General features: G+C 72.0%; 19 protein-coding genes and 1 tRNA gene. 10 read left to right on the forward strand and 10 right to left on the reverse strand.

Going from position 1 to position 19,415, the window contains the following annotated elements; all coding sequences use genetic code 11:
- Positions 1–900: 900 nt before the first annotated feature.
- From HCU62_RS01790 to HCU62_RS01810, 5 genes are all read right to left on the reverse strand, one after another.
- Positions 901–1,341 (reverse strand): hypothetical protein, encoded by a 441-nt coding sequence (locus tag HCU62_RS01790; RefSeq protein WP_163298340.1) that lies wholly within the window; start codon positions 1,339–1,341, stop codon positions 901–903.
- On the reverse strand, positions 1,338–2,720 hold the full coding sequence (gene pcnB, locus HCU62_RS01795) for a polynucleotide adenylyltransferase PcnB (RefSeq protein WP_169755372.1): 1,383 nt from the start codon (positions 2,718–2,720) through the stop codon (positions 1,338–1,340). Before pcnB ends, HCU62_RS01790 begins: the two co-directional genes overlap by 4 nt.
- 1 nt (position 2,721) lies before the next feature.
- Positions 2,722–4,335, reverse strand: coding sequence for a sigma-54 interaction domain-containing protein (locus HCU62_RS01800; RefSeq protein ID WP_374001943.1), 1,614 nt, complete (start codon positions 4,333–4,335; stop codon positions 2,722–2,724).
- Positions 4,336–4,412: 77 nt separating this feature from the next.
- Positions 4,413–5,201, reverse strand: a complete 789-nt coding sequence (locus HCU62_RS01805) for a sulfide-dependent adenosine diphosphate thiazole synthase (protein WP_163298770.1) — start codon at positions 5,199–5,201, stop codon at positions 4,413–4,415.
- Positions 5,202–5,318: 117 nt separating this feature from the next.
- Positions 5,319–6,656: a YhjD/YihY/BrkB family envelope integrity protein gene (locus HCU62_RS01810; RefSeq protein WP_163298771.1), complete on the reverse strand. Its 1,338-nt coding sequence runs from the start codon at positions 6,654–6,656 to the stop codon at positions 5,319–5,321.
- Between the two features lie 148 nt (positions 6,657–6,804).
- Between HCU62_RS01810 and fbp the strand changes: the two genes are divergently transcribed.
- The 7 genes from fbp to HCU62_RS01845 all read left to right on the forward strand — a co-directional run bounded on the left by fbp (position 6,805) and on the right by HCU62_RS01845 (position 13,697).
- Positions 6,805–7,818 (forward strand): class 1 fructose-bisphosphatase, encoded by a 1,014-nt coding sequence (gene fbp, locus HCU62_RS01815; protein WP_163298772.1) that lies wholly within the window; start codon positions 6,805–6,807, stop codon positions 7,816–7,818.
- 7 nt (positions 7,819–7,825) lie between these two features.
- A complete protein-coding gene (locus HCU62_RS01820; protein ID WP_163298773.1) occupies positions 7,826–8,458 on the forward strand; it encodes a histidine phosphatase family protein in 633 nt (210 codons plus the stop codon).
- Positions 8,455–9,309, forward strand: a complete 855-nt coding sequence (locus tag HCU62_RS01825) for a zinc metalloprotease HtpX (protein ID WP_163298774.1) — start codon at positions 8,455–8,457, stop codon at positions 9,307–9,309. Before HCU62_RS01820 ends, HCU62_RS01825 begins: the two co-directional genes overlap by 4 nt.
- Positions 9,310–9,322: 13 nt before the next feature.
- Entirely contained in the window at positions 9,323–9,868 is a 546-nt protein-coding gene (locus tag HCU62_RS01830; protein ID WP_163298775.1) for an FKBP-type peptidyl-prolyl cis-trans isomerase, read from the forward strand.
- Positions 9,865–10,740, forward strand: a complete 876-nt coding sequence (locus HCU62_RS01835) for an EamA family transporter (RefSeq protein ID WP_309474806.1) — start codon at positions 9,865–9,867, stop codon at positions 10,738–10,740. Before HCU62_RS01830 ends, HCU62_RS01835 begins: the two co-directional genes overlap by 4 nt.
- A 216-nt stretch (positions 10,741–10,956) precedes the next feature.
- The gene (locus tag HCU62_RS01840; RefSeq protein WP_163298776.1) at positions 10,957–12,750 is read left to right on the forward strand and encodes a RiPP maturation radical SAM C-methyltransferase; all 1,794 of its coding nucleotides are present in this window, start codon (positions 10,957–10,959) and stop codon (positions 12,748–12,750) included.
- A gap of 59 nt (positions 12,751–12,809) precedes the next feature.
- Complete coding sequence (locus HCU62_RS01845) at positions 12,810–13,697, forward strand: hypothetical protein (protein ID WP_163298777.1); 888 nt, start codon at positions 12,810–12,812, stop codon at positions 13,695–13,697.
- 14 nt (positions 13,698–13,711) lie between these two features.
- Here HCU62_RS01845 and HCU62_RS01850 read toward each other — a convergent pair whose 3' ends face one another.
- A complete protein-coding gene (locus tag HCU62_RS01850; protein WP_163298778.1) occupies positions 13,712–14,338 on the reverse strand; it encodes an ANTAR domain-containing response regulator in 627 nt (208 codons plus the stop codon).
- 51 nt (positions 14,339–14,389) lie between these two features.
- Positions 14,390–14,463: transfer RNA gene (locus HCU62_RS01855), tRNA-Gln, on the reverse strand.
- A 96-nt stretch (positions 14,464–14,559) separates the two neighbouring features.
- Between HCU62_RS01855 and bioF the strand changes: the two genes are divergently transcribed.
- Positions 14,560–15,735 carry an 8-amino-7-oxononanoate synthase gene (gene bioF / locus HCU62_RS01860; protein WP_169755373.1) on the forward strand — a complete coding sequence of 392 codons (1,176 nt, stop codon included), beginning with the start codon at positions 14,560–14,562 and terminating at the stop codon, positions 15,733–15,735.
- Positions 15,725–16,420, forward strand: a complete 696-nt coding sequence (locus tag HCU62_RS01865) for an alpha/beta fold hydrolase (RefSeq protein WP_169755374.1) — start codon at positions 15,725–15,727, stop codon at positions 16,418–16,420. The genes bioF and HCU62_RS01865 overlap by 11 nt, the downstream gene beginning before the upstream one ends.
- Here the strand turns inward: HCU62_RS01865 and HCU62_RS01870 are convergent.
- From HCU62_RS01870 to HCU62_RS12435, 3 genes are all read right to left on the reverse strand, one after another.
- Positions 16,383–16,691, reverse strand: a complete 309-nt coding sequence (locus HCU62_RS01870) for a DF family (seleno)protein (RefSeq protein WP_419722439.1) — start codon at positions 16,689–16,691, stop codon at positions 16,383–16,385. The genes HCU62_RS01865 and HCU62_RS01870 overlap by 38 nt on opposite strands.
- A 96-nt stretch (positions 16,692–16,787) precedes the next feature.
- On the reverse strand, positions 16,788–17,642 hold the full coding sequence (locus tag HCU62_RS01875) for an HDOD domain-containing protein (RefSeq protein ID WP_163299207.1): 855 nt from the start codon (positions 17,640–17,642) through the stop codon (positions 16,788–16,790).
- 4 nt (positions 17,643–17,646) lie between these two features.
- On the reverse strand, positions 17,647–18,663 hold the full coding sequence (locus tag HCU62_RS12435; protein WP_163299206.1) for a pentapeptide repeat-containing protein: 1,017 nt from the start codon (positions 18,661–18,663) through the stop codon (positions 17,647–17,649).
- 183 nt (positions 18,664–18,846) lie between these two features.
- On the opposite strand from HCU62_RS12435, the gene HCU62_RS01885 reads away from it, so the two are divergent.
- Complete coding sequence (locus HCU62_RS01885) at positions 18,847–19,407, forward strand: hypothetical protein (RefSeq protein ID WP_163299205.1); 561 nt, start codon at positions 18,847–18,849, stop codon at positions 19,405–19,407.
- Positions 19,408–19,415: the final 8 nt, after the last annotated feature.

Genomic DNA, 19,415 nt, shown 5'->3' on the forward strand with positions numbered 1-19,415 from the left:
CGAAGCACCGCCCCGATCGACGCATCTTTGCAGGGGCATCACTTCTTGCCGGGTTCGTAACAAGGCTTCGGAGCGGATGGTAGTGGATGATATTACTTAAGAGCGCATGATGTAAGACGAAAAGGGGCTCTGGGTGGATGGCTCGGCAAAAATCGCCAAATGCACGGCGCGAGGATGTCGAGGGACGAGGCGTACCGAGCTCCGCCGCACTGACGAGAATATCCGAAGCAACGCTGCAGCCTGTGATTTTTTGCGACGCCATCAGACATTGCCCAGCAAAAGAAGCGAGCTTCAGAAGGAGTCCCGGGCTCCTTGACGCTTCGTGTGGATTTGGCCTTTCAGGGTCCAGACGTGCACGGAGGGGAAAGATTCGGTGCCTCGGTGGAAGCGCGGTGCCGCCGTCGCCTGCGGCAGGCGTTACTTTTCTTTGCGTGCCCAAAGAAAAGTAACCAAAAGAAAGGGCAGCCCACTGTAGCGCCCTGCCCCCGCCCCGCCTTGGCGGGGCGGGGGGCAGGGTCCCCTCGGCGTCTCGGCGGGGCCGGGCGCGACGAAAAATTCGCCCCGCTCCGCGGGGCTCGGACAATTCGTCGCGCTTCTTCCGGCCCACCATCGACGCCTTCGGCGCCACAGAGGGCGGGGGACAGCGATGGGCCGGAAGGCAATCCATTTCTCCCGGGGGTCCGGAGCGGAGAATTTTCTGATTGAAATGACCAGAGATAGAGCAAAAGGATGGCTCAGTAAAAATCGATGGCCTCGTAAAAAGGGTCTCTGGGTGGATGGCTCGGCAAAAATCGCCAAATGCACGGCGCGAGGATGTCGAGGGACGAGGCGTACCGAGCTTTGCCGCACTGACGAGGGTGCGCGAGGTACCGCCCCGATCGGCGCATCTTTGCAGGGGCATCACTTCTTGCCGGGTCTGCCTCGGAGGTGGTGGATGTCGACGATGCGCGGCCCCGGGCCCTTCCCGCCGGGCCCGTCGTCCGGCGGCTCCGGGCCCTCGCTGGGCGGCGGCCCCTTGGAGAGGATGGCCGCCCGGAGGGCCCGGTATTGTTCCGCCACGGCGGGGTTGATCTCGTCGCCCAGGACGAAGCAGGTGACGCGCGTCCGCTGGACCCGGATGGAAGAGGTGGCGAGCGCCGCCAGGAGGTGGGGGTGCACCACCGGCCCCCGCTCCGGGTCGTAGATCACCGCGCAGGGGAAGTGGAGGTCGAAGTAGGCGGCCTTCTCCAGGGCGAAGGCCGGGGTCTCCGTCTGCCGGTTGTAGCGGATCTCGCCCACGAGGGTGCCGAGGCCTTCGGCACAGATCAGGACCAGATCGCCTGCGTTCTGCTGGAGCTTCATGGTTCGGCCTCTGCGCGCTCGGCCTCCCGCTTCCGGCCCCGCCGGCCCCGGCGGCTCCGCCGCCGGCGGGGCTTGGCCGCCTTGGGCGGGCGCTCTGCGGTGTCGCGGTGGGGGGCGTCCCCCACGGGGGGCTCGCCGTGGGCGTCCCGGACGGCGTTGAAGAGGCGCAGCGCCGCCGGGTAGCTCGCCTTGTTCCAGACCCGCTTGGGCCAGCTGCCCCTTTCGAGGCAGAGCCGGATGGCCCACTGGCTGGCCAGGATCTGCGCCGCCGCGTCCCGGGTGGCCTTCCGGAAGTCGTAGGGCGCCAGGACCTCCTCGAGGAGGGCGCGGGTCTCGTGGGTGGGCCAGCGCAGGCGCTCGGACGCCAGGGCCGCCCACTCCGGGCGGTGGTGCATCGCCGGGAAGGCGAAGAGGGCCACGAGCTCCGGCTCGGCGGGTTCGTCCCCCGATCGGATGCGCGTGTCCAGGTGGGCGAGGAGGTGGAGGAGGAGGTGTCGGACGTCGCCGCTGCGGTCGTCCTCCAGGGCCGGGGCATAGCCGGGGAAGACGGCGGTGAAGAGCCCGCTCTCCAGCATGAGCCGGGCCCAGGCCGCCGCCGACCCGCTCCTGAGGTCCTTCAGCCACTCGTCCCGAACCCGGGGCACGGCACAGAGGCGGATCTCCTCGCGGTGGCGGCCGATGGCCGCCCAGGTGGCCGGTTCCACGGTGAAGCCGGCGCGGGCGGCGTGGCGGATGGCCCGGAGCATCCGGACCGGGTCGCGGGCGAAGCGCACGTCCGGGTCGCCGATCACCCGGATGAGGCCCCGCCGGAGGTCCTCCATGCCGCCCACGTAGTCGATGACGCTGAAGTCGGCGATGTTGTAGAAGAGGCCGTTGATGGTGAGGTCCCGACGGAAGGCGTCTTCCTCCGGGGTGCCGTAGAGGTTTTCGTCCCGGGGGGGCGGGGCGCCGCCGTCGGCGTTCACGGTGGCGCTCGAGGGGGCGTCCTCGTCCGCCCGGCGCCGGAAGGTGGAGACCTCGATGACCTTGCCGCCCCGGAAGTAGACGTGCACCAGGCGGAAGCGGCGGCCGATGATCCGGCTGTGCCGGAAGAGCTTGCGGACCTCCTCGGGCCGGGCGTTGGTGCCCACGTCGAAGTCCTTCGGCTGCCGGCCGAGGAGGATGTCGCGGACGCTGCCCCCCACGAGGTAGGCGATGTAGCCGTGGTCCTTCAGGCGGTAGAGGACCTTCAAGGCCTCCCGGTCGATGTGCTTCCGGCTGACGCAGTGGTCCGGCCGGGGGATGATGGCGGGCGGGGGGCCGCCGGCGGGTGGGCGGACCTGGGGGCGCCCGCGCCGGGGCCTTCCGGCCTTTTTCGGGGTGGGGGTGCGTTCTGGCATCTCAGGCGGGGTTCTTGAACCGGGAGGGATCGATTCCGTACTTGTGGATCTTGTAGTTGATGATGCGGAGGCTGGTGTCGAGGAGGGCCGCCGCCCGTGTCTGGTTGCCGCGGCTCTCCTTGAGGGCCTCCTCGATGAGTTCCTTCTCGAAGGCCGCCACCGCATCGGCCAGGGAGGGGGCGCGGCGGCCGGAGCCGGGGGCGCTGGCGGCGGTCTGGAGGGTGGGCGGCAGGTGGCGGGCGCGGATGACGTCTTCGTCGCAGACGAGCACCGCCCGCTCCATGCAGTTCTGGAGCTCCCGGACGTTGCCCGGCCAGTGGTACTGGACCAGGAGGTCGATGGCGGGGGAGGAGATCCGGTGGATGGCCTTCTCGTTCTCCCGGGCGAACTGGGCGAGGAAGTGCTCGGCCAGGAGCAGGATGTCCGTCCGGCGCTCCCGGAGGGGCGGGAGATAGATGGGGAAGACGTTCAGGCGGTAGTAGAGGTCTTCCCGGAATTGCCCGGCCGCCACGGCCTCCTCGAGGTTCTTGTTGGTGGCGGCCACGATGCGGACGTCGCACCGGATGGGCCGCGCCCCGCCGAGGCGCTGGAACTCCCGCTCCTGGATCACGTGGAGGAGCTTCACCTGGACGTTGTGGGGCAGTTCCCCGATCTCGTCGAGAAAGATGGTCCCGCCCTCGGCCTGCTCGAAGCGGCCCGGCTTCCGGGCGGTGGCCCCGGTGAAGGCCCCCCGCTCGTGGCCGAAGAGTTCGCTCTCGATGAGGGTCTCGGGGAGCGCGGAGCAGCTCACCGTGACGAAGGGGCGGTCCTTCCTCGGGCTGTTGAAGTGGATGGCCCGGGCCGCCATGGATTTTCCCGTTCCGCTCTCGCCGCGCAGGAGCACCGTGGCGGTGCTGCCCGCCACCCGGTGGATCATCTCGAAGACCTCCACCATGCGGCTCGACTTCCCCACCAGGTTGTCCAGCCCGTATTTCTCCTCGAGGGCCCGCCGGAGGGTCAGGTTCTCGGAGAGCAGCTGTTCCCGCTCGGCGTTGATGGCCTGGAGGCGGCTGACGGTCTGGGCCACGAGGCCGCTGATGATGGTGAGGAGCCGGAGGTCTTCCTCGAAGGAGACGGTGCCGTCGAAGAGGCGGTCCACGCTCAGGGCCCCGATGGTCTCCCGCCCGGCCTGGATGGGGACGCAGAGGAAGGAGATGTCCTTGCGGTGGAGGTCGCCCCGGCTCCGGGTGCGGTTCAGGAAGCGGGGTTCCTCGCTGATCCGCGGCACCACCAGGGGTTTGCCCGTGGCCACCACCTGCCCCGTGATGCCCTCCCCGATCCGGTAGCGCCCGCGGCGGCGGGCCTCGGCGGAGAGGCCGTGGGCCACCTCGATCTCGAGGGCCCCGGTCCGGGGATTCACGATGGTGACGGTCCCCCGGCTCATGCCCATGCGGGCGGCGAGGATCTCCATGACCTCCCGGAGGGCCGCCTTGAGATCGGCGGCCGCCACCAGGGCGCGGGTCACCTCGTAGAGGCAGCCGAGTTCCTGGAGCTCCCGCGACGGCGGCGGCCCGGCGGCGGGCGCGGCGGTCCGCTTCCGCGGCCGGCGGGTCTCGGCGGAGCGGGGGACGTTCACGCGGCACGCCTCCGGTGGCGGCGGGGCGTCCGGGAGACGGGGGGGCGGCCTGGTGTCGAGGGTGCCTGCATCGTGCCTCAGGCCGCCTCCGCCGCGAGCCGGGCCTCGACCAGCTCCGCCACCCGTTCGCCCGACAGCAGCATGCCGCCGAAGATGGGCCCCATCCGGAAGGAGCCGAAGGTGGCGTTGGCGGCCATGCCCGTGACGAAGACGCCGGGGAAGGCCTCGCGGGTGTTCGCGAGGGTGGTGGTCTCGGCGATGTCCGCCCACATGGAGCGCTCGCCCACGATCCCGCCCGTCTCGGTGAGGAGGCGGACGTCGTTCTTCCGCAGCAGCACCTTGAGGACCTCGGTGGGGTGCCCCGTGGCCTCGATGACACAGCGCGCCCGGACGCTCAGGGGATCCACGTGGAGGCCCTGGGTCTCCACCGGGGTCCAGTTGATCACGAGGCCCGTGACGCGGTTTTCCCGGACGAGGACGTCTTCCACGCTCACGAGGTTGAAGAACCGGGCCCCCGCCCGGCAGGCGAGGCTGGCCAGGGTGGCGGTGCATTCCACCGAGTCGGCGGTGAAGTAGCCTTCCCCCGCCTCCCGTACGCGGACGCCGAGGCCCTTGAGGATCTCGGCGGCGGCCTCCTGGACCACGATCTCGTTGAACATCATGCCCCCGCCCCACATGCCGCCGCCGGGGGCGAGCTTGCGTTCGAACAGGGCCACCTTGCGGCCCTTCTCCGCCAGGCGCATGGCCGCCAGCATGCCGGAGGGCCCGGCGCCGACCACGGCCACGTCGAGGTCGAGACAATCGGAGAGCTTGGAGAAGTAGCGGTCGACGATGGCCCGGCTGATCTGGATCTCGTCTAGGGACATGGGTGCGGGACCTCCCGGTTCGGTGATGGCCCCCGGGCCTTGGGGGCCGGGCGGCGTGGCCAGGACTTTACCGGAGTCCGACAAATTTGCAAAGCCCGTGGCCGGCCGGGAGGGGGATCAGGCGCCGGCGGCGGGTGCCTCCGCCGCGGGTTTTTCCGGGCGGGCGGCGGCCTCCGCCTCGGCCCGGGCCTGCTTCGCCACCGCCTTCAGCACCCGGTCGAGGTCCACGGCGGCCAGCGACCGGTCGTAGGCGGCCGTGGCCCGGGAGAGGAGGTCCCGGAGGGTGGCGTCCACCCCGGCCACCTCCACGGGCTGGGCCGGGTAGGGCGGGCGGAAGACCCGGACCACCTCCACCAGGGAGATCTGGTCCAGGGGCCGGGCGGGAAGGAAGTGCCCGGTCCCCTCCTCGCGGACCACCAGGCCCGCACCCACCAGGGGCCGGGCCAGGCGGTAGAGCTGGGCCTGGGAGGTGTTCATCTGGCGGGCCAGGGTGCCGAGGGGGACCGGAGCCGTCCCCCCGGCGAAGTGCCAGGCGACGAGGGTCATCATGCGCAGCCCCAGCACCTCGGGGGCGGCGGGGGCGGCCTCGGGGTCCGCGCCGCCGTGGGCGAGGAGCCAGGAGCGGTTCTGGAAGCAGTAGGAGACCTCCGCGCCGTAGAGCACCACGCCCCAGGTGACGAAGAGCCAGAGCATGAAGAGGGGGATGGTGCCCAGCGACCCGTAGAGCTTCGAGTAGGTGAGGATGTTGGCGCTGTAGACCGTGTAGGCCTTGGCGGCCACCTGCCACAGGACCCCGCCCATCAAGGCGCCCACCGTGGCGGAGGTGGCCTTGACCCGGACGCTGGGCATGAAGAAGTACGTCCCCCAGAGGAAGGCCCAGGACGAGAGGTAGGGGATGGCCCGGATGAGGCGCAGGGGGAGGTACTGCGCCACCAGCGCCATGCTGGGCGACGTGGTCAACAGCAGCATGATGATGAGCGGGATGGCCATGAGGATGGGCCCCAGGGTGAACATGGTCCAGTAGACCATGACCTTGCTCCAGAGGGGCCGCTTGCGGTCCGCCTGCCAGATGCCGTTCAGGGCCTGCTCGATCTCGATGAGGAGGAAGAAGGCGAGCACCACCAGCACCAGGGTGCTCAGCGAGCCGATGGGGGCCCCCTGGGCCCGGGCCACGAGGCCCTTGATGATCTCGAGCACCCGCTGCTGGCCGCCCGGGGTCAGGATCTCCGAGAGGTAGTCGAAGACCAGGGATTCCAGCTGGGACAGCCCCCCGAAGAGCTGGAAGAGGGTGAAGGCGATGGCCAGCACCGGGATGAGGGAGAAGATGGTGGTGAAGGTCAGGGCCTGGGCCGAGGTGAGGCAGTGGTCCCGGAGGAACTTCCGCAGGGCGAAGAGCAGGATCCGCCCGAGGAGGACGAGGTGGCGTTTCGCGATGGGCCAGGTGATCCGTTCCATATGACGGCGGGGGCGCCGGCCCGGCCGGCGTCCTTCTCTACTCTAGTCGGTTCGCCCTTCATTGTATATAAATGGGGCGACGCCCGGGCACCAGGAGCCCGCCCGGCCCTTTCCACCCGACGCTCAACCCTGCGGAAGGAGGCACGAGATGGAAGGCATCGGCATCACCGTCACCGAACACCTGCTCATGCACCAGAAGGCCTCTCCGGCGGCCACGGGGCGGTTCACCAGCCTGCTCACGGAGCTCATCTTCTCGGCCAAGATCATCGCCCGGGAGGTCCAGAAGGCCGGGCTGGTGGACATCCTCGGCCTCACGGGCGAGGTGAACGTCCAGGGGGAGCAGGTCCGGAAGCTGGACGAGTTCGCCAACCGGGTCCTGATCTACCGGATGCAGCGGGCCGGCGTCCTCTGCGCCATGGCCTCGGAGGAGAACGCGGACATCATCGAGATCCCGGACCGGTACCCCGGCGGCGACTACATCCTCGTCTTCGACCCCCTGGACGGGTCCTCCAACATCGACGTGAACGTGAGCATCGGCACCATCTTCTCCATCTACCGGCGGAAGGAATCCGGGCGGGCCTACGTGGCCCTGGACGACTTCCTCCGGAAGGGGTCGGAGCAGGTGGCGGCCGGCTACTTCCTCTACGGCACCAGCGTCATGCTGGTCTACACCACCGGCGACGGCGTCCACGGCTTCACCCTGGACCCCTCCGTCGGGGAGTTCCTCCTCTCGCACCCGAACATCCGGATCCCGGAGCGGGGCAAGACCTACTCCGTCAACGAGGCCTACACCCCTTACTGGGACGAGCGGACCCGGGCCGTGGTGGACTACTTCAAGTCGCCGGACAATGACCTCGGCAAGCCCTACACCGCCCGCTACGTGGGGTCCCTGGTGGCGGACTTCCACCGCAATCTCTTGAACGGTGGGATCTTCATGTACCCCGCCGACCGCCGCGACCCGGCCAAGCCCCGGGGCAAGCTCCGCCTCCTGTGCGAGGCGGCGCCGCTGGCCTTCGTGGTGGAGCACGCCGGGGGGGCGGCCACCGACGGCCGCACCCGGATCCTCGACATCCAGGCCGCGGCCCTCCACGAGCGCGTGCCCCTCTTCATCGGGAGCCGGGCCGACGTGGAGCGCGCCACCGCCCTCCTCCAGGGCGGCTGAACCGCCCGTGGAGCGCCTCTACCTCTGCCGCCACGGCCAGACCCGGGCCAACATCGAGGGCCGGTTCGCCGGCCGTACCGGCGAGCCCCTCACCCCGGAGGGCCGGCGCCAGGCCGCCGAGGCCGCCCGGGCACTGGCGGGGCGCCCCGTCCGGGCGATCCACGCCAGCCCCATGGCGCGGACCCTCGAGACCGCCCGGGTCATGGCCGGGGTGCTCGGCTGCCCGGTGGTCGAGGAGCCGGACCTGGCCGAGATCCGCATCCCCCAGTGGGACGGGCGGCTCAAGGCGGATTTGGCCGCCGACCCCGCCTCGGGTTACGCCGCCTGGCGGGCGGCGCCCCACCGGTTCCGGCTCCCGGGGGCCGAGGACCTGGCCGCCCTCCAGCGGCGGGCCCTGTCGGTGGTCCGGCGGCTTCTCGCCCCGGCCGTTCCGGGCGAGGCCGTCCTGGTCACGCATCTCGCCGTGGCCCGGTGCCTCGTCCTCGCCCTGTCGGGCCGGCCCCTGGCCGAGTACCGCTCCGTCCAGGTGGCCAACGCCGCGCCCCTTGTCATCGAGGGGGCGGGTGACCATATTACGCTGCGGGGATTCCCCCCCGCGGCGACAGTTCCTTTGCGGATCGGGAGGACCACCGGGATATGAAGAACATGCTGAAGACCACCATCCTGATGGCCGTCCTGACGGGGCTCTTCCTCGTGGTCGGGGACCTGATCGGCGGCCGGGGCGGCGTGGCCGTCGCCCTGGTGATGGCCGCCGTGATGAACCTCGGGGCCTACTGGTTCAGCGACCGGCTGGCCCTGGCCATGGCGGGCGCCCGGCCCGTCTCCGAGGCGGAGGCCCCGGAGCTGCATGCCGTGGTGGCGGACCTGGCCCGCCGGGCCGGGATCCCGAAGCCACGGGTCTACGTGACCCCCGACGAGACGCCCAACGCCTTCGCCACGGGCCGGAACCCCGCCCACGCCGCCGTGGCCGTCACCCGGGGGCTCCTCCGGCTCCTGGACCGCCGCGAGCTCGAGGGGGTCCTCGCCCACGAGCTGGGGCACGTCCGGAACCGGGACATCCTCATCAGCTCCATCGCCGCCGTCCTGGCGGGCGCCATCAGCTACCTCGCCACCATGGCCCAGTGGTCGCTGATGTTCGGCGGCCTCTCCCGTGACGACGACGACGGCGGGGTCCTCGGGTTCGTGGGGCTCCTCGTCACCATCGTCGTGGCGCCGCTGGCGGCCATGCTGGTCCAGATGGCCATCTCCCGGAGCCGCGAGTACCAGGCCGACGCCACCGGCGCCCGGATCGCCGGGACCCCGGAGGGGCTCGCCTCGGCCCTGGCTAAGCTCGAGGAGTGGAACCGGCGCCTTCCCATGCGGGTGAACCCCGCCGCGGCCCAGATGTACATCGTCAATCCCCTCTCCGGGCGGTCCTTCGAGGGCCTCTTCCAGACCCATCCCCCCATCCGGGAACGGATCCGCCGGCTCCTCGAGCTCCGGGGAGCCTGAACCAGGAGGCGCCATGAAAGTCGGGCCCCAGGCCTTCGTTCGCATGTCCTACACCATCTCGCCGGCGGAGCCCGGGCTCGACTTCGGCCCCGTGGGCCCGCGGGAATTCCCCTTCGTCTTCGGGGAGGGGCACGTGCCCGAGGCCCTGGAGGCGGCCATCCGCGGCCTTCGCGCGGGAGAGACGGCCTCGGCCCGCATCGAGGCGGAGGAGGCCTTCGGCCCTCACCGGCCGGACCTCGTGGCCACCGGCCCCCGGGACTTCCTGCCCTGGGACGAGCCTTGCGTCCCGGGCCGGATCGTCGAGCTGCCCGACCCGGAGGGCGGGCGGAGCCGCTACGTCCGCGTCGTCGCCGTGGACGGGGACGAGGTCACCCTGGATTTCAACCATCCCCTGGCCGGGCGGCCGGTGCGCTTCGACATGACCATCCTCGAGGTGCGGCCGGTGGAACAGGCCGACTGGGACGCCATCCTCCAGGAGGAGGCCGAGCTCGAGGCGGCGGCCCGGGGGGGGCACCCCGAGGGCTGCGGCTGCGGCTGCCACGGTGAAGGCGGCGAGTGAGCTGGTTCCCGGCGGCGCTGCTCGCGGCGGCGGCCGCCGCCACGGCCGACGCCGTCCTGAAGGCGGGCTTCGGCGCCCGGGGGGCGGTTTGCATGGCCATGGCGCGCTCCGTGGCCCCGGCGCTCATCCTCTGGCCCGGGCTTTTCTTCCTGCCGCACCCCCCGCTGCGGGCGGCCTTCTGGAGCACGGTGGCCGCCCTGGTCCCCCTGGAGGTCCTGGCCCTGGTCCTCTACATGCGGGCCATCCGGGCCTCCCCCCTCTCCCTCACCCTTCCCATGCTGGCCTTCACGCCGGTCTTCGTCCTGCTCTCCGGCTGGGCGATCCTCGGCGAGCGCCCGGGTGCCGTGGGTGCCGCGGGTGTCGTGGTCACGGTGGCCGGGGCCTACATCCTGAACCTCGGGGCGGTGCGCGAGGGCTGGCTGGCGCCCTGGCGCCGCCTGGGCCGCTCGGAGGGGCCGCGGCTCATGCTGCTGGTGGCGGCGGTCTACGCCGTCACCTCGGTGCTCGGCAAGCGGGCGGTGCTGCTCGCCGCTCCCTTCTTCTTCGCCTGCTTCTACTTCGTGCTCCTCGGCGTGGTGGTGCCCGTGCTCCTCTGGCCGCTGGCCCGGCGGGAGGCCCGGGGCGCCCCGGCCCCCTTCCCATGGAAGGCCTTCTGGGGCGTGGGGTTTTGCCAGGCCGCCATGGTGCTGGGGCACATGTGGGCCATCCATCTGGCCCCCGCCGCCTACATGATCGCCGTCAAGCGGACGAGTCTCCTCTTCGGCGTGCTCTACGGTCGGTTCTGGTTCGGGGAGACGGACCTCGGCGAACGGCTTTCCGGGGCCGCCCTGATGCTGGCGGGCGTGGTCGTCATCGCCGCCGCGCATGGGTAGGGGCGGCAGCCTAATGCTCGTGTCAAGCCACAAGTCGCACCTCCGGTCGGTAGCCGGGGTCGTAGGCCCGCCCACCGCCCGCCCACAGCCTCCTTGTACAAGCCTGCGGCTTGCCCACAGGTGCTTGGACAACTCCTGCGGAGTTGCCCACACCGCTCACAGGTCCGACGACGACGAGATCAACTTCTCTTTTCTCTCGGAGGAGGGTAAGGCCGCATGAAGGTCGCCCTGGTGGCGCCGCCCTGGCCCCTCTTCAATCGTCCCTCCATCCAGCTCGGGGCCTTGAAGGCCTACCTCGCCCGGGAGGTCCCGGAGGTCGAGGTCCGGGCGCATCACCCGTACCTGGCCTGCGCCCGGCGGCTCGGCTTCGAGGCCTACGACCGGGTGAGCCGGTCTGGCTGGGCCTCCGAGGCGGTGGCGGCCGCCGTCCTCTTCCCGGGACGGGCCGGCCGGTGCGAGGCCCTCTTCCGGCGGTCCCTCCGGCGCCACGGCGGCGGGCGCCGTCCGGACTTCGCCGGGGTACGGGCGGCTTTCACAGAGGCGATGTCGGACTTCCTCGACGGGGTGGACTGGCGGCGGATCCGACTCGCCGGCTTCTCCGTCTGTCTCAACCAGCTCACCGCGGCGCTCTACCTGGCCCGGGAGGTCCGGCGCCGGTCGCCGGGGACCGCCGTGGTCCTGGGCGGGTCCGCCTGCGCCGGGGAACTGGGCGCGGGGCTCCTCCGGGCCTTTCCCTTCGTGGACTTCGTGGTGAACGGGGAGGGGGAGCGGCCGCTGGCCGGCCTGGTACGGCACCTCCGGGGCGACGGGGGCCTGCCGCCCGGCGTGGTCCACCGGGCCGGGTCGGGCGCGGCGCCCTCCGGGCGGGACCAGGTCCCGGACCTTGATGCCCTGCCGCCGCCCGACTACCGGGACTACTTCGAGGAACTCGGGCGGTTGCCCGCCGGGGACCGTTTCGTCCCGGTGCTCCCCGTGGAGTTCTCCCGGGGCTGCTGGTGGGGGCGGTGCCGGTTCTGCAACCTGAACCTCCAGTGGTCGGGTTACCGGGCGAAATCCGTGGAGCGGATGGCGGCCGAGGTCCGGGCGCTCTCCAGGGGCTACGGCGTCCTGGACTTCGCCTTCACGGACAACGCGCTCCCCCGGCGCCAAGCCGCCGGGTTCTTCCGGGCGGCGGCGGGGCTCGGGGATCTCGCCTTCTTCGCCGAGCTGCGCGCCGTGCACGGGCGGGCGGAGTGGGCGGAGATGGCCCGGGGCGGCCTCCGGGACGTCCAGGTGGGGATAGAGGCCCTGAGCACGTCGCTGCTCCGGCGGCTCGGCAAGGGGGCCACCGCCATGGACAACGTGGCGGCCATGCGGCACGCGGCGGAGGCCGGGGTGCGGCTCGGCGGCAACCTCATCCTCCACTTTCCCGGCAGCACGCCCGAAGAGGTGGCGGAGACCCTGGCGGTCCTGGACTTCGTCTGGCCCTTCGAGCCGCTCAAGCCGGTCTCCTTCTGGCTGGGCCACGAGAGCCCGGTGGCCCGGGAGCCCGCCGCTTACGGCCTCCGGGCCGTCCGGCCCCACCCCGCCTGGGCCGGGCTCTTCCCCCCGGAGGTCCTTCGCGGGCTCCCGGTCATGGTGCTCGGCTACCGGGGCGACCGGGGGCGCCAGCGGCGCCTCTGGCGGCCGGTGGAGACCCGGCTTCGGCAGTGGGCCGCCCGGCGCGCCGGGGCCGGTCCGGCGCTCACCTGTCGGGACGGGGGAGACTTCCTCCTGGTGCGGCAGGTGCTGCCTGACGGCCGGACCCTGCACCACCGGCTCCGCGGGGCCTCGCGCCGGCTCTACTTGGCCTGTCTCGAGCCCCGCCCCCTGGCGGAGCTCGGCCCCCTGGCCGGCGGGCGCCCGGCGGCGGAGATCGCGGCCTTCGTGGCGGACCTCGTGGCCAAGCGGATCATGTTCCGGGAGGGGGACCGGGTGCTCTCCCTGGCCGTCCGGGCCCGGGGCGCCAATCATGACCGCCGGTACGGATGACGATAAGGGGACAGATCGGCGGTGCACGCCGCCGGGTTTGCCTGGAGGGACCATCCGGCATGGGAGGCCAAAACGGAAAGGGGCACTGGGCCCGGGAAAGGCGGGAACTCCTGGTCCGAAACGTCTTTCGGGACTTCGCCGCCGCCCGGGAGGAGTTCGTCGCCCTCGAAGCCGACTACCGCTCCTACGGGATCTCCTTCGACCGGATCGCCGAGTGGGTGGGTACCGAGGGACGGCGCGGCCCCCTCTGGCGCCTGAAGGACGACTGCCACCGGCTCTGGCGGTCTGAAACCGCGGGCGAGCGGCCGGAGGTCTTCCTCTTCGATTGGACCGTGGGGGCCATCTTCCACGAGGCCGTCAAGCTCAAGGAGAACGCCTACCTCGTCCACGCCTACCAGCCCGCCTTCCTCTGGGCCGGGGAGGCCCCGGAGGACGGGGCGGGCGTGGAGGGCTGCCTCCGCTTCTGCGAGCAGACCATGGAGGACGTGGAGAAGGGGGTGGCGAGGCTCGGCGCCATGTTCGAGCAGGCGGCGGGCTACCTGCGCCGGGTCTTCGCCGGCGAGAAGGAGAACGGGCTGCTGCTCCGGTTCCTCATCGAGAACCGGCGGCGCATGGACCGGCTCTGGGCGGCGGCCGGGGGGATCGAGGCGGTCTTCCGCGAGGCCTTTCCCATGGGGCCGGAGATGGCCTACTGCCTGGCGGGGGAGAGCTACGTGGAGGGGGACTGGTACGCCGAGGCCCGGGCCGCCTTCCAGCGGGCCCTGGTCCTGAACCCCGAGTGCTACGAGGCCCGGATCGGCCTCGACGTCCTGGACAAACGCCTCCGAGAGGTGAGCGAGACCCTCGACCGGGAGGCGGCGCAGTCGTGGGCGGCCTACCGAAGCGGGCGCGCGCGGGGGGGGATCCTCCCGCGCTGGCCGCGGCGGAGCCCGCGGGCGGGCTCCTGAGGGGGGCGGCGCTGTCAGGAATTCATGATGGAGTGGGAGGAGATGATGGCCCGGGCCAGGTCCTTGAGCTTGATGCGCTGGCGGCGGCTCTCCTTCTGCATCATCCGGAGGGCCTCCTCCTCGTCGATCTTGAGCCGCTTCATCAGGATGCCCTTGGCGCGCTCCACCACCTTGCGGGCCTCGAGTTCCTCGGAGAGGTTGCGGACGGCCCCCTCCAGGGCGGAGATCTTCTGGGCCGCCGTGTGCGCCATCTCGAGGGCCGGGATGAGATCGTCGAGCTGGACGGGCTTCACCAGGTACCCCAGCACCCCGCACCGCTTGGCCCGGGTGACCAGCTGCTGGTCGGCGTAGGCCGTCACCAGGACGATGGGCGTGAAGGCGCTCTTCGGGTCCATGTTGATGGCCCGGGCGGCCTCGAGCCCGTCCATGCGGGGCATCTTGATGTCCATGAGGAGGAGGTCCGGCCGGAGGTTCTCGCACATCTCCACGGCCTGGAGGCCGTCGTGGGCCAGCCCCACCACCTCGTAGCCCGCCTTCTGGAGGATGTCCTGGTACCCCTTGGCCACGGGGATGTCGTCTTCGGCCAGGAGCACCCGCAGCCCCGTCGCCTCCGCAGGCGGGGCCGCTCCTTCTCTGTTCATGGGTGGAGCCTCTCCAACGCGACCAACAGCCGATCGTCCCGGGGGACGAAATGGCTGGGGGACTAGGATTCGAACCTAGATTAGCGGAGCCAGAATCCGCCGTCCTGCCGTTAGACGATCCCCCAGCAGCCGGATGCCCCCAGTTTATAAGGGGGGAGCGGAGGCTTGTCAAGAACGGCCCCGCGTTGGCGCCCGGGCGGTGCCGCGGTAAAGTGCCGCCCATGACGCCGCGTGACGGGGATGGTGATCGCATCTACCGCGAGGCCCTGGCCGAGCGGGAGGCCCGGGGGCTCCTCCGGCGGCTCGTCCCCGGGCGCCGGCCCGGCCCGGGGCGCGTGGAGGTGGGCGGGCGGGTCCTCGTCGACCTCTCCTCCAACGACTACCTGGCGCTCGCTCGCCACCCGGCCCTCGCCCGCGCCGCGGCCGAGGCGGCCCGGGAGTGGGGCGTGGGGGCGGGGGGCTCCCGCCTCATGAGCGGGGACCTCGATCTGCACCACCGGCTCGAGGCGGCTGCCGCGCGCCTCGTGGGCACGGAGGCCGCCCTCCTTTTCGGAAGCGGCTTCCTGGCCAACGTGGGGGTGATTCCGGCCCTCTGCGGCCGCCACGATCTCATCCTGGCGGACCGGCTCGTCCATGCCAGCATCCTGGACGGGGCCGCGCTCTCCAGGGCGCGGCTCGCCCGCTTCGCCCACAACGATCCCGGTGCCCTCGAGGAGCTCCTCCGGCGGGAAGGAAGCCGGGCCCGGCGGGCCCTCGTGGTGGTGGAGAGTCTCTACAGCATGGAGGGAGACCGGGCTCCCCTGGCGGACTTCGCGGCGCTCAGGGAACGCTACGGCTTCCGGCTCCTGGTGGACGAGGCCCACGCGGTGGGGGTCCTCGGGGAGGAGGGCGGGGGGCTCGTGGCGGCGGGCGGCCTCACCGGCGGGGTGGACTTCGTTCTCGGCACCTTCGGCAAGGCCTTCGGCGGCTACGGGGCCTTCGTGGCCGGGTCGCGGGCCGCGGTGGACTACCTGGTGAACCAGGCCCGGAGCCTCGTCTTCTCCACGGCCCTTCCGCCGCCGGTGGTGGCCGCCGCCCTGGCCGCGCTGGAGGTGGCGGCGGCGGAGCCGGAGCGGCGCCGGCGCCTTGCGGACCTGGCCCGGGGCTTCCGGGAGGCCGTCGGGCGGCGGACCGGTCTTTCCTGCCCGGGCGAGGACCAGATCGTTCCCGTGGTGATCGGGGAGAGCGGGCGTGCCGTGGAGATCTCCCGCCGGCTCGAGGTCGAGGGCTTCCTGGTCCGGGCGGTCCGGCCCCCCACCGTCCCGGCCGGGGCCGCACGGCTCAGGGTCTCGGTGACCGCCGGCCACGACCCCGCCGACCTCCGGCGCCTGGCGGAGGCCCTGGCCGATGCCCTTTGAGCGGGTGGAGCGGGGCCGCGGTCGGGACCTCGTGTGCCTCCCCGGCTGGGCCTTCGATGCCTCGGTCTTCCAGGGACTCGACCCGCCCTTCGACGAGGTGCGGCCGGCGGGGCTCGTGGGGCCGTGGACCCCGGCGGAACTCGCCGATTTCCTCCGCCGCCGGGGCCGAGGGCCGGCGGTGATCCTCGGGTGGTCCCTGGGGGGCTACCTCGCCCTGGATCTTGCGGCCATGGCCCCGGACCTCGTGGCGGGGCTCGTCCTGGTCTCCCTGCGGGCCCACTATCCCCCCGCGGAGGTGGAGCGGGTGACCCGGGAGCTTTCGGCCGACCCGGAAGCGGCTCTCGGGCGTTTCGAGCGGCGGTGCCTGGCGCCCGGGGCGCGGTGCGCGGCGCGGCTTCCCCGCGACCTTTCCCGGCTCCTCGAGGGGCTGCGATATCTTGCGGGCCGCCGGGCGGACCTCGCCGAGCGGGACGGGATCCTCGCCTACCTCCACGGCACGCGCGACCTCGTGGCCCCGGTGGCGGAACGGCCGCGCCTGCCGGAGGGCGTCCCGGCCCGGCTCGTTCCGGGAGCGGGGCATCTGCCCTTCCTCGGCGGGGAGGGCCGGGCGGCGCTCCGGCGGGCGCTGGCCGAGGCGGCCGGCGTCCTCAGCGATCCTCCGCCGCCTGGAGCAGGGCCGCCCTGACCATGGACTCCGGGGGCACCGCCGATGCCCCGTACCGGCGTCAGGTCACGGCGTAGGCGGTGACGGCCTCCGCGCCCGGCTCGATGTCGCGTCCTTCCACCTGGACGGTGGGGCTTCCGATGAACCGGTACCGCTCCGCCTCCGCCGCGGTGGTGACCGTGACGTCCTCCAGCTCCACGTCCAGGCCCAGTTCCCCGGCGACCCGCCGGACGAGGTCCCGGGTGGGGGGCGTGGCTGGGCAGCCCTCGATGTGGACGATTCGCACCTTCATGGCGGGGTCTCCATGCGTGGCGGCCGGCCCGGCGCCCGGGCCGGGGGACGGTTTCAGGATACGGGATCCGGCGGGGGAAGGAAAGCGCCGGGCCGGCTAGGCGAAGAGGCGGGCCATCTCCGCGGCCTTGCCGGCGGCCTGGTCGTAGATCTCTTCGATGGTGGCGGGGGGGAGCCCGGCCGCCTCGGCCGCCGCGAGGAAGGGCTCGCGTTCCGCCTCCGGGCCCCGGTAGCGGACCACCGCCGCCAGCCGGACCGCCGGGTCGGCCCCCCCGGCCTCCCCCCCGTGGTGATGCTGGAGGTTGGCCACGAGGTAGCCCGGCAGATCCCAGGCCTCCGCCATGAGGGCCCCCACCGTGGCGTGGTCCACCTGGAAGCGCCGGGCCTCCAACTCGGCGAGATCGGCCTCCCCGCCGCCCGCCAGCCACTCGCCGAGCACCTCGTCGTAGGCCGCGCCCTTGGCGCGGATCAGGGCGGGGATGCCCAGGTCCTGGAGGAAGGCCGCGGTGTAGGCTTCTTCCTGGGCGGCCGGTTGCGCCAGGCGCGCCAGGCCGCGGGCGATTTCGCCGCGCAGCGCGGCGGCGAACCAAAACCGGTCCGCCGTGAGGACGCGGCTTTGGAAGGCGGGGAGGGCCTCCCGGACCGCCAGCGGGAGGAGGAGCGATTCGAGGCGCCCCCGGCCGAGGAGGGAGACGGCGTGGGAGAGGTTGGAGACCTCCTTCGTCAGGCCGAAGGCGGCGGAGTTCACCGTCCGGAGGACCTTGAGGACCATGCCCGGGTCCTTCTCCACCTCCCGGGCCACCTCGGCCATGGAGGCCTCGGGGTCCCGGAGGCGTTTCAGGACGTTCATCACCTGGGCGGGGAAGGAGGGGAGGTCGAAGTCCGCCAGGACGGCCTTGAGGGCGGCCCGGGGGTCTTTCTTCCGGAGGGGGAGGAGGCGCTTGAGGTCCATGGCATCATTCCGAGCGGCGGGCCATCTTGTTGGCGAAGATGGAGAGCAGCCCGCCGAGCATCATGTACCCTACCATCACCTCCAGCATGGCCACGCACTGGCCGGCGAGGGTCGAGGGGACCACGTCGCCGTAGCCCAGGGTGGTCAGCGTCACCACGCTGTAGTAGAGGGGCGAGAGCGGCGTCGGGTAACGGCCGTAGTCCACCCTCACGAGGGTGTAGAGGCCGGCGAAGAAGAAGGTCTGGACGGCGATCCAGAGGCACCAGAGGGGCATGCTCCGGCCGCAGTCGCTGGTGACCCACCAGAGGAAGTGCACCACCCGGGTGAAGCGGTTCCGGTCCCGGAATTCCTTGAGGTAGTTCTGGTCCATGATGAACCGGCGAAGCAGGTAGCCGCCGGCGAAGTTGATGTCGCGGATGTCGGCGCCGAGCCACGAGGCCTTCTCGTAGCCCTTGAGCATGCGGAGCCGGGCCCGGCGGAGGTCCGCGTTGTTGAAGTTGGCCCGGGCCACGGCCGCCAGGCTCAGGTCGGCGCCGGCGAGTTCCGCCTCCTGGAAGTCGCCCCCGCGGAGGTCGGCCTCCCGGAGCCGGGCCCCGGCAAAGCGGGTGCACCGGCAGTCGGCCCCGGCGAGATCCGCCTTGGCGAGGCTCGCCCCGGCCAGATCCGCCTGGAAGAGTCTCGCGTCCCGCAGGCAGGCCATCCCGAGGCTGGCCGATGTCCCCCGGGCGCCCTCCAGGCAGGCGCCCGCCAGATTCGCCCCGGTGAGGTCCGCCCCCTCGAGGTCCGCCTGGTCGAGGAGGGAACCGGAGAGGTCGGCTCGGAAGAGGTTGGCGCCGGAGAGGTTGGCTCCCCGGAGGTCGAGGCCGGCCAGATCCGCCCGGGAGAGATCGAGCCCTGAAAGGTCCGCCCCCGCGAGCACGAGGCCCCGGAGGGCGCCCGGGTCGGGCAGGCGCCCGGCGGCGCGGATCTCGGCGAGGAGTGCTTCCGCCGGGCTGCAGCCGGCGCCTGGGACGTCACCCATGGCATCTCCCTTGTTCCAAAGAGGTCTCGACGTCTTTTTCATCGGCATTACCGGCGGGTTGGTTTAGGAGGGCGGCCGTGCGCCGGCGGCACCGGCGCCGAGGCTTGACAACCCTCGGGGGGGCGGCGCTACAAAAGGACGAGGGTCGCGCACGCGGGCCCAATGGATGGATGGGAGGTACCCATGGAAGGATCGACCGCTCGCCCCACCAGCGTCACGGTCATCGCCTGGTTCTGGATCGCCAACGGAGTCCTGCTGGTCTTGGGCGCCCTCATGGGGCTGGCGGTGCGGTCCGTGGTCCCCGAGATGCCAATGGGGGCGCCAGTGGGGCTTCCCCCGGACGTCGCCGGGGTGATGGGCGAGATGGAGACCCTCTTCCGGCACGTCAGGGCCATCTCCGTGGTCCAGGGCCTCCTGGGCGTCCTCGCCGTCGTGGCCGGGGCGGCCTTCCTCCGCCTCCGGCCCTGGTCCCGCGGGGTGCTCGAGGGGCTTTCCTGGTTGTCCCTCTTGTCGACCTTGGCCTTCGGCGTCTTCTGGATGCGGGGGTGGTCCGTCATGACCGGCGCGGCGGCGCCCGGGCCCGGGATGCCCGTGGACATGGACACCTTCCGCTGGGTGGGCCTCGTGGCGGGCGGGGTGATCACGCTCCTCTTCGCCGTTCCGTTCGCCGTGGTCATCCGGTATCTCCGCGGCGCGACGATCCGGGCGGCGGTGGCGGGCGATTCCGCCGGCCAGGGCGCCTGAGGGGAGGC

It is taken from the genome of Dissulfurirhabdus thermomarina (genome assembly GCF_012979235.1).
GTDB classification, from domain to species: domain Bacteria; phylum Desulfobacterota; class Dissulfuribacteria; order Dissulfuribacterales; family Dissulfurirhabdaceae; genus Dissulfurirhabdus; species Dissulfurirhabdus thermomarina.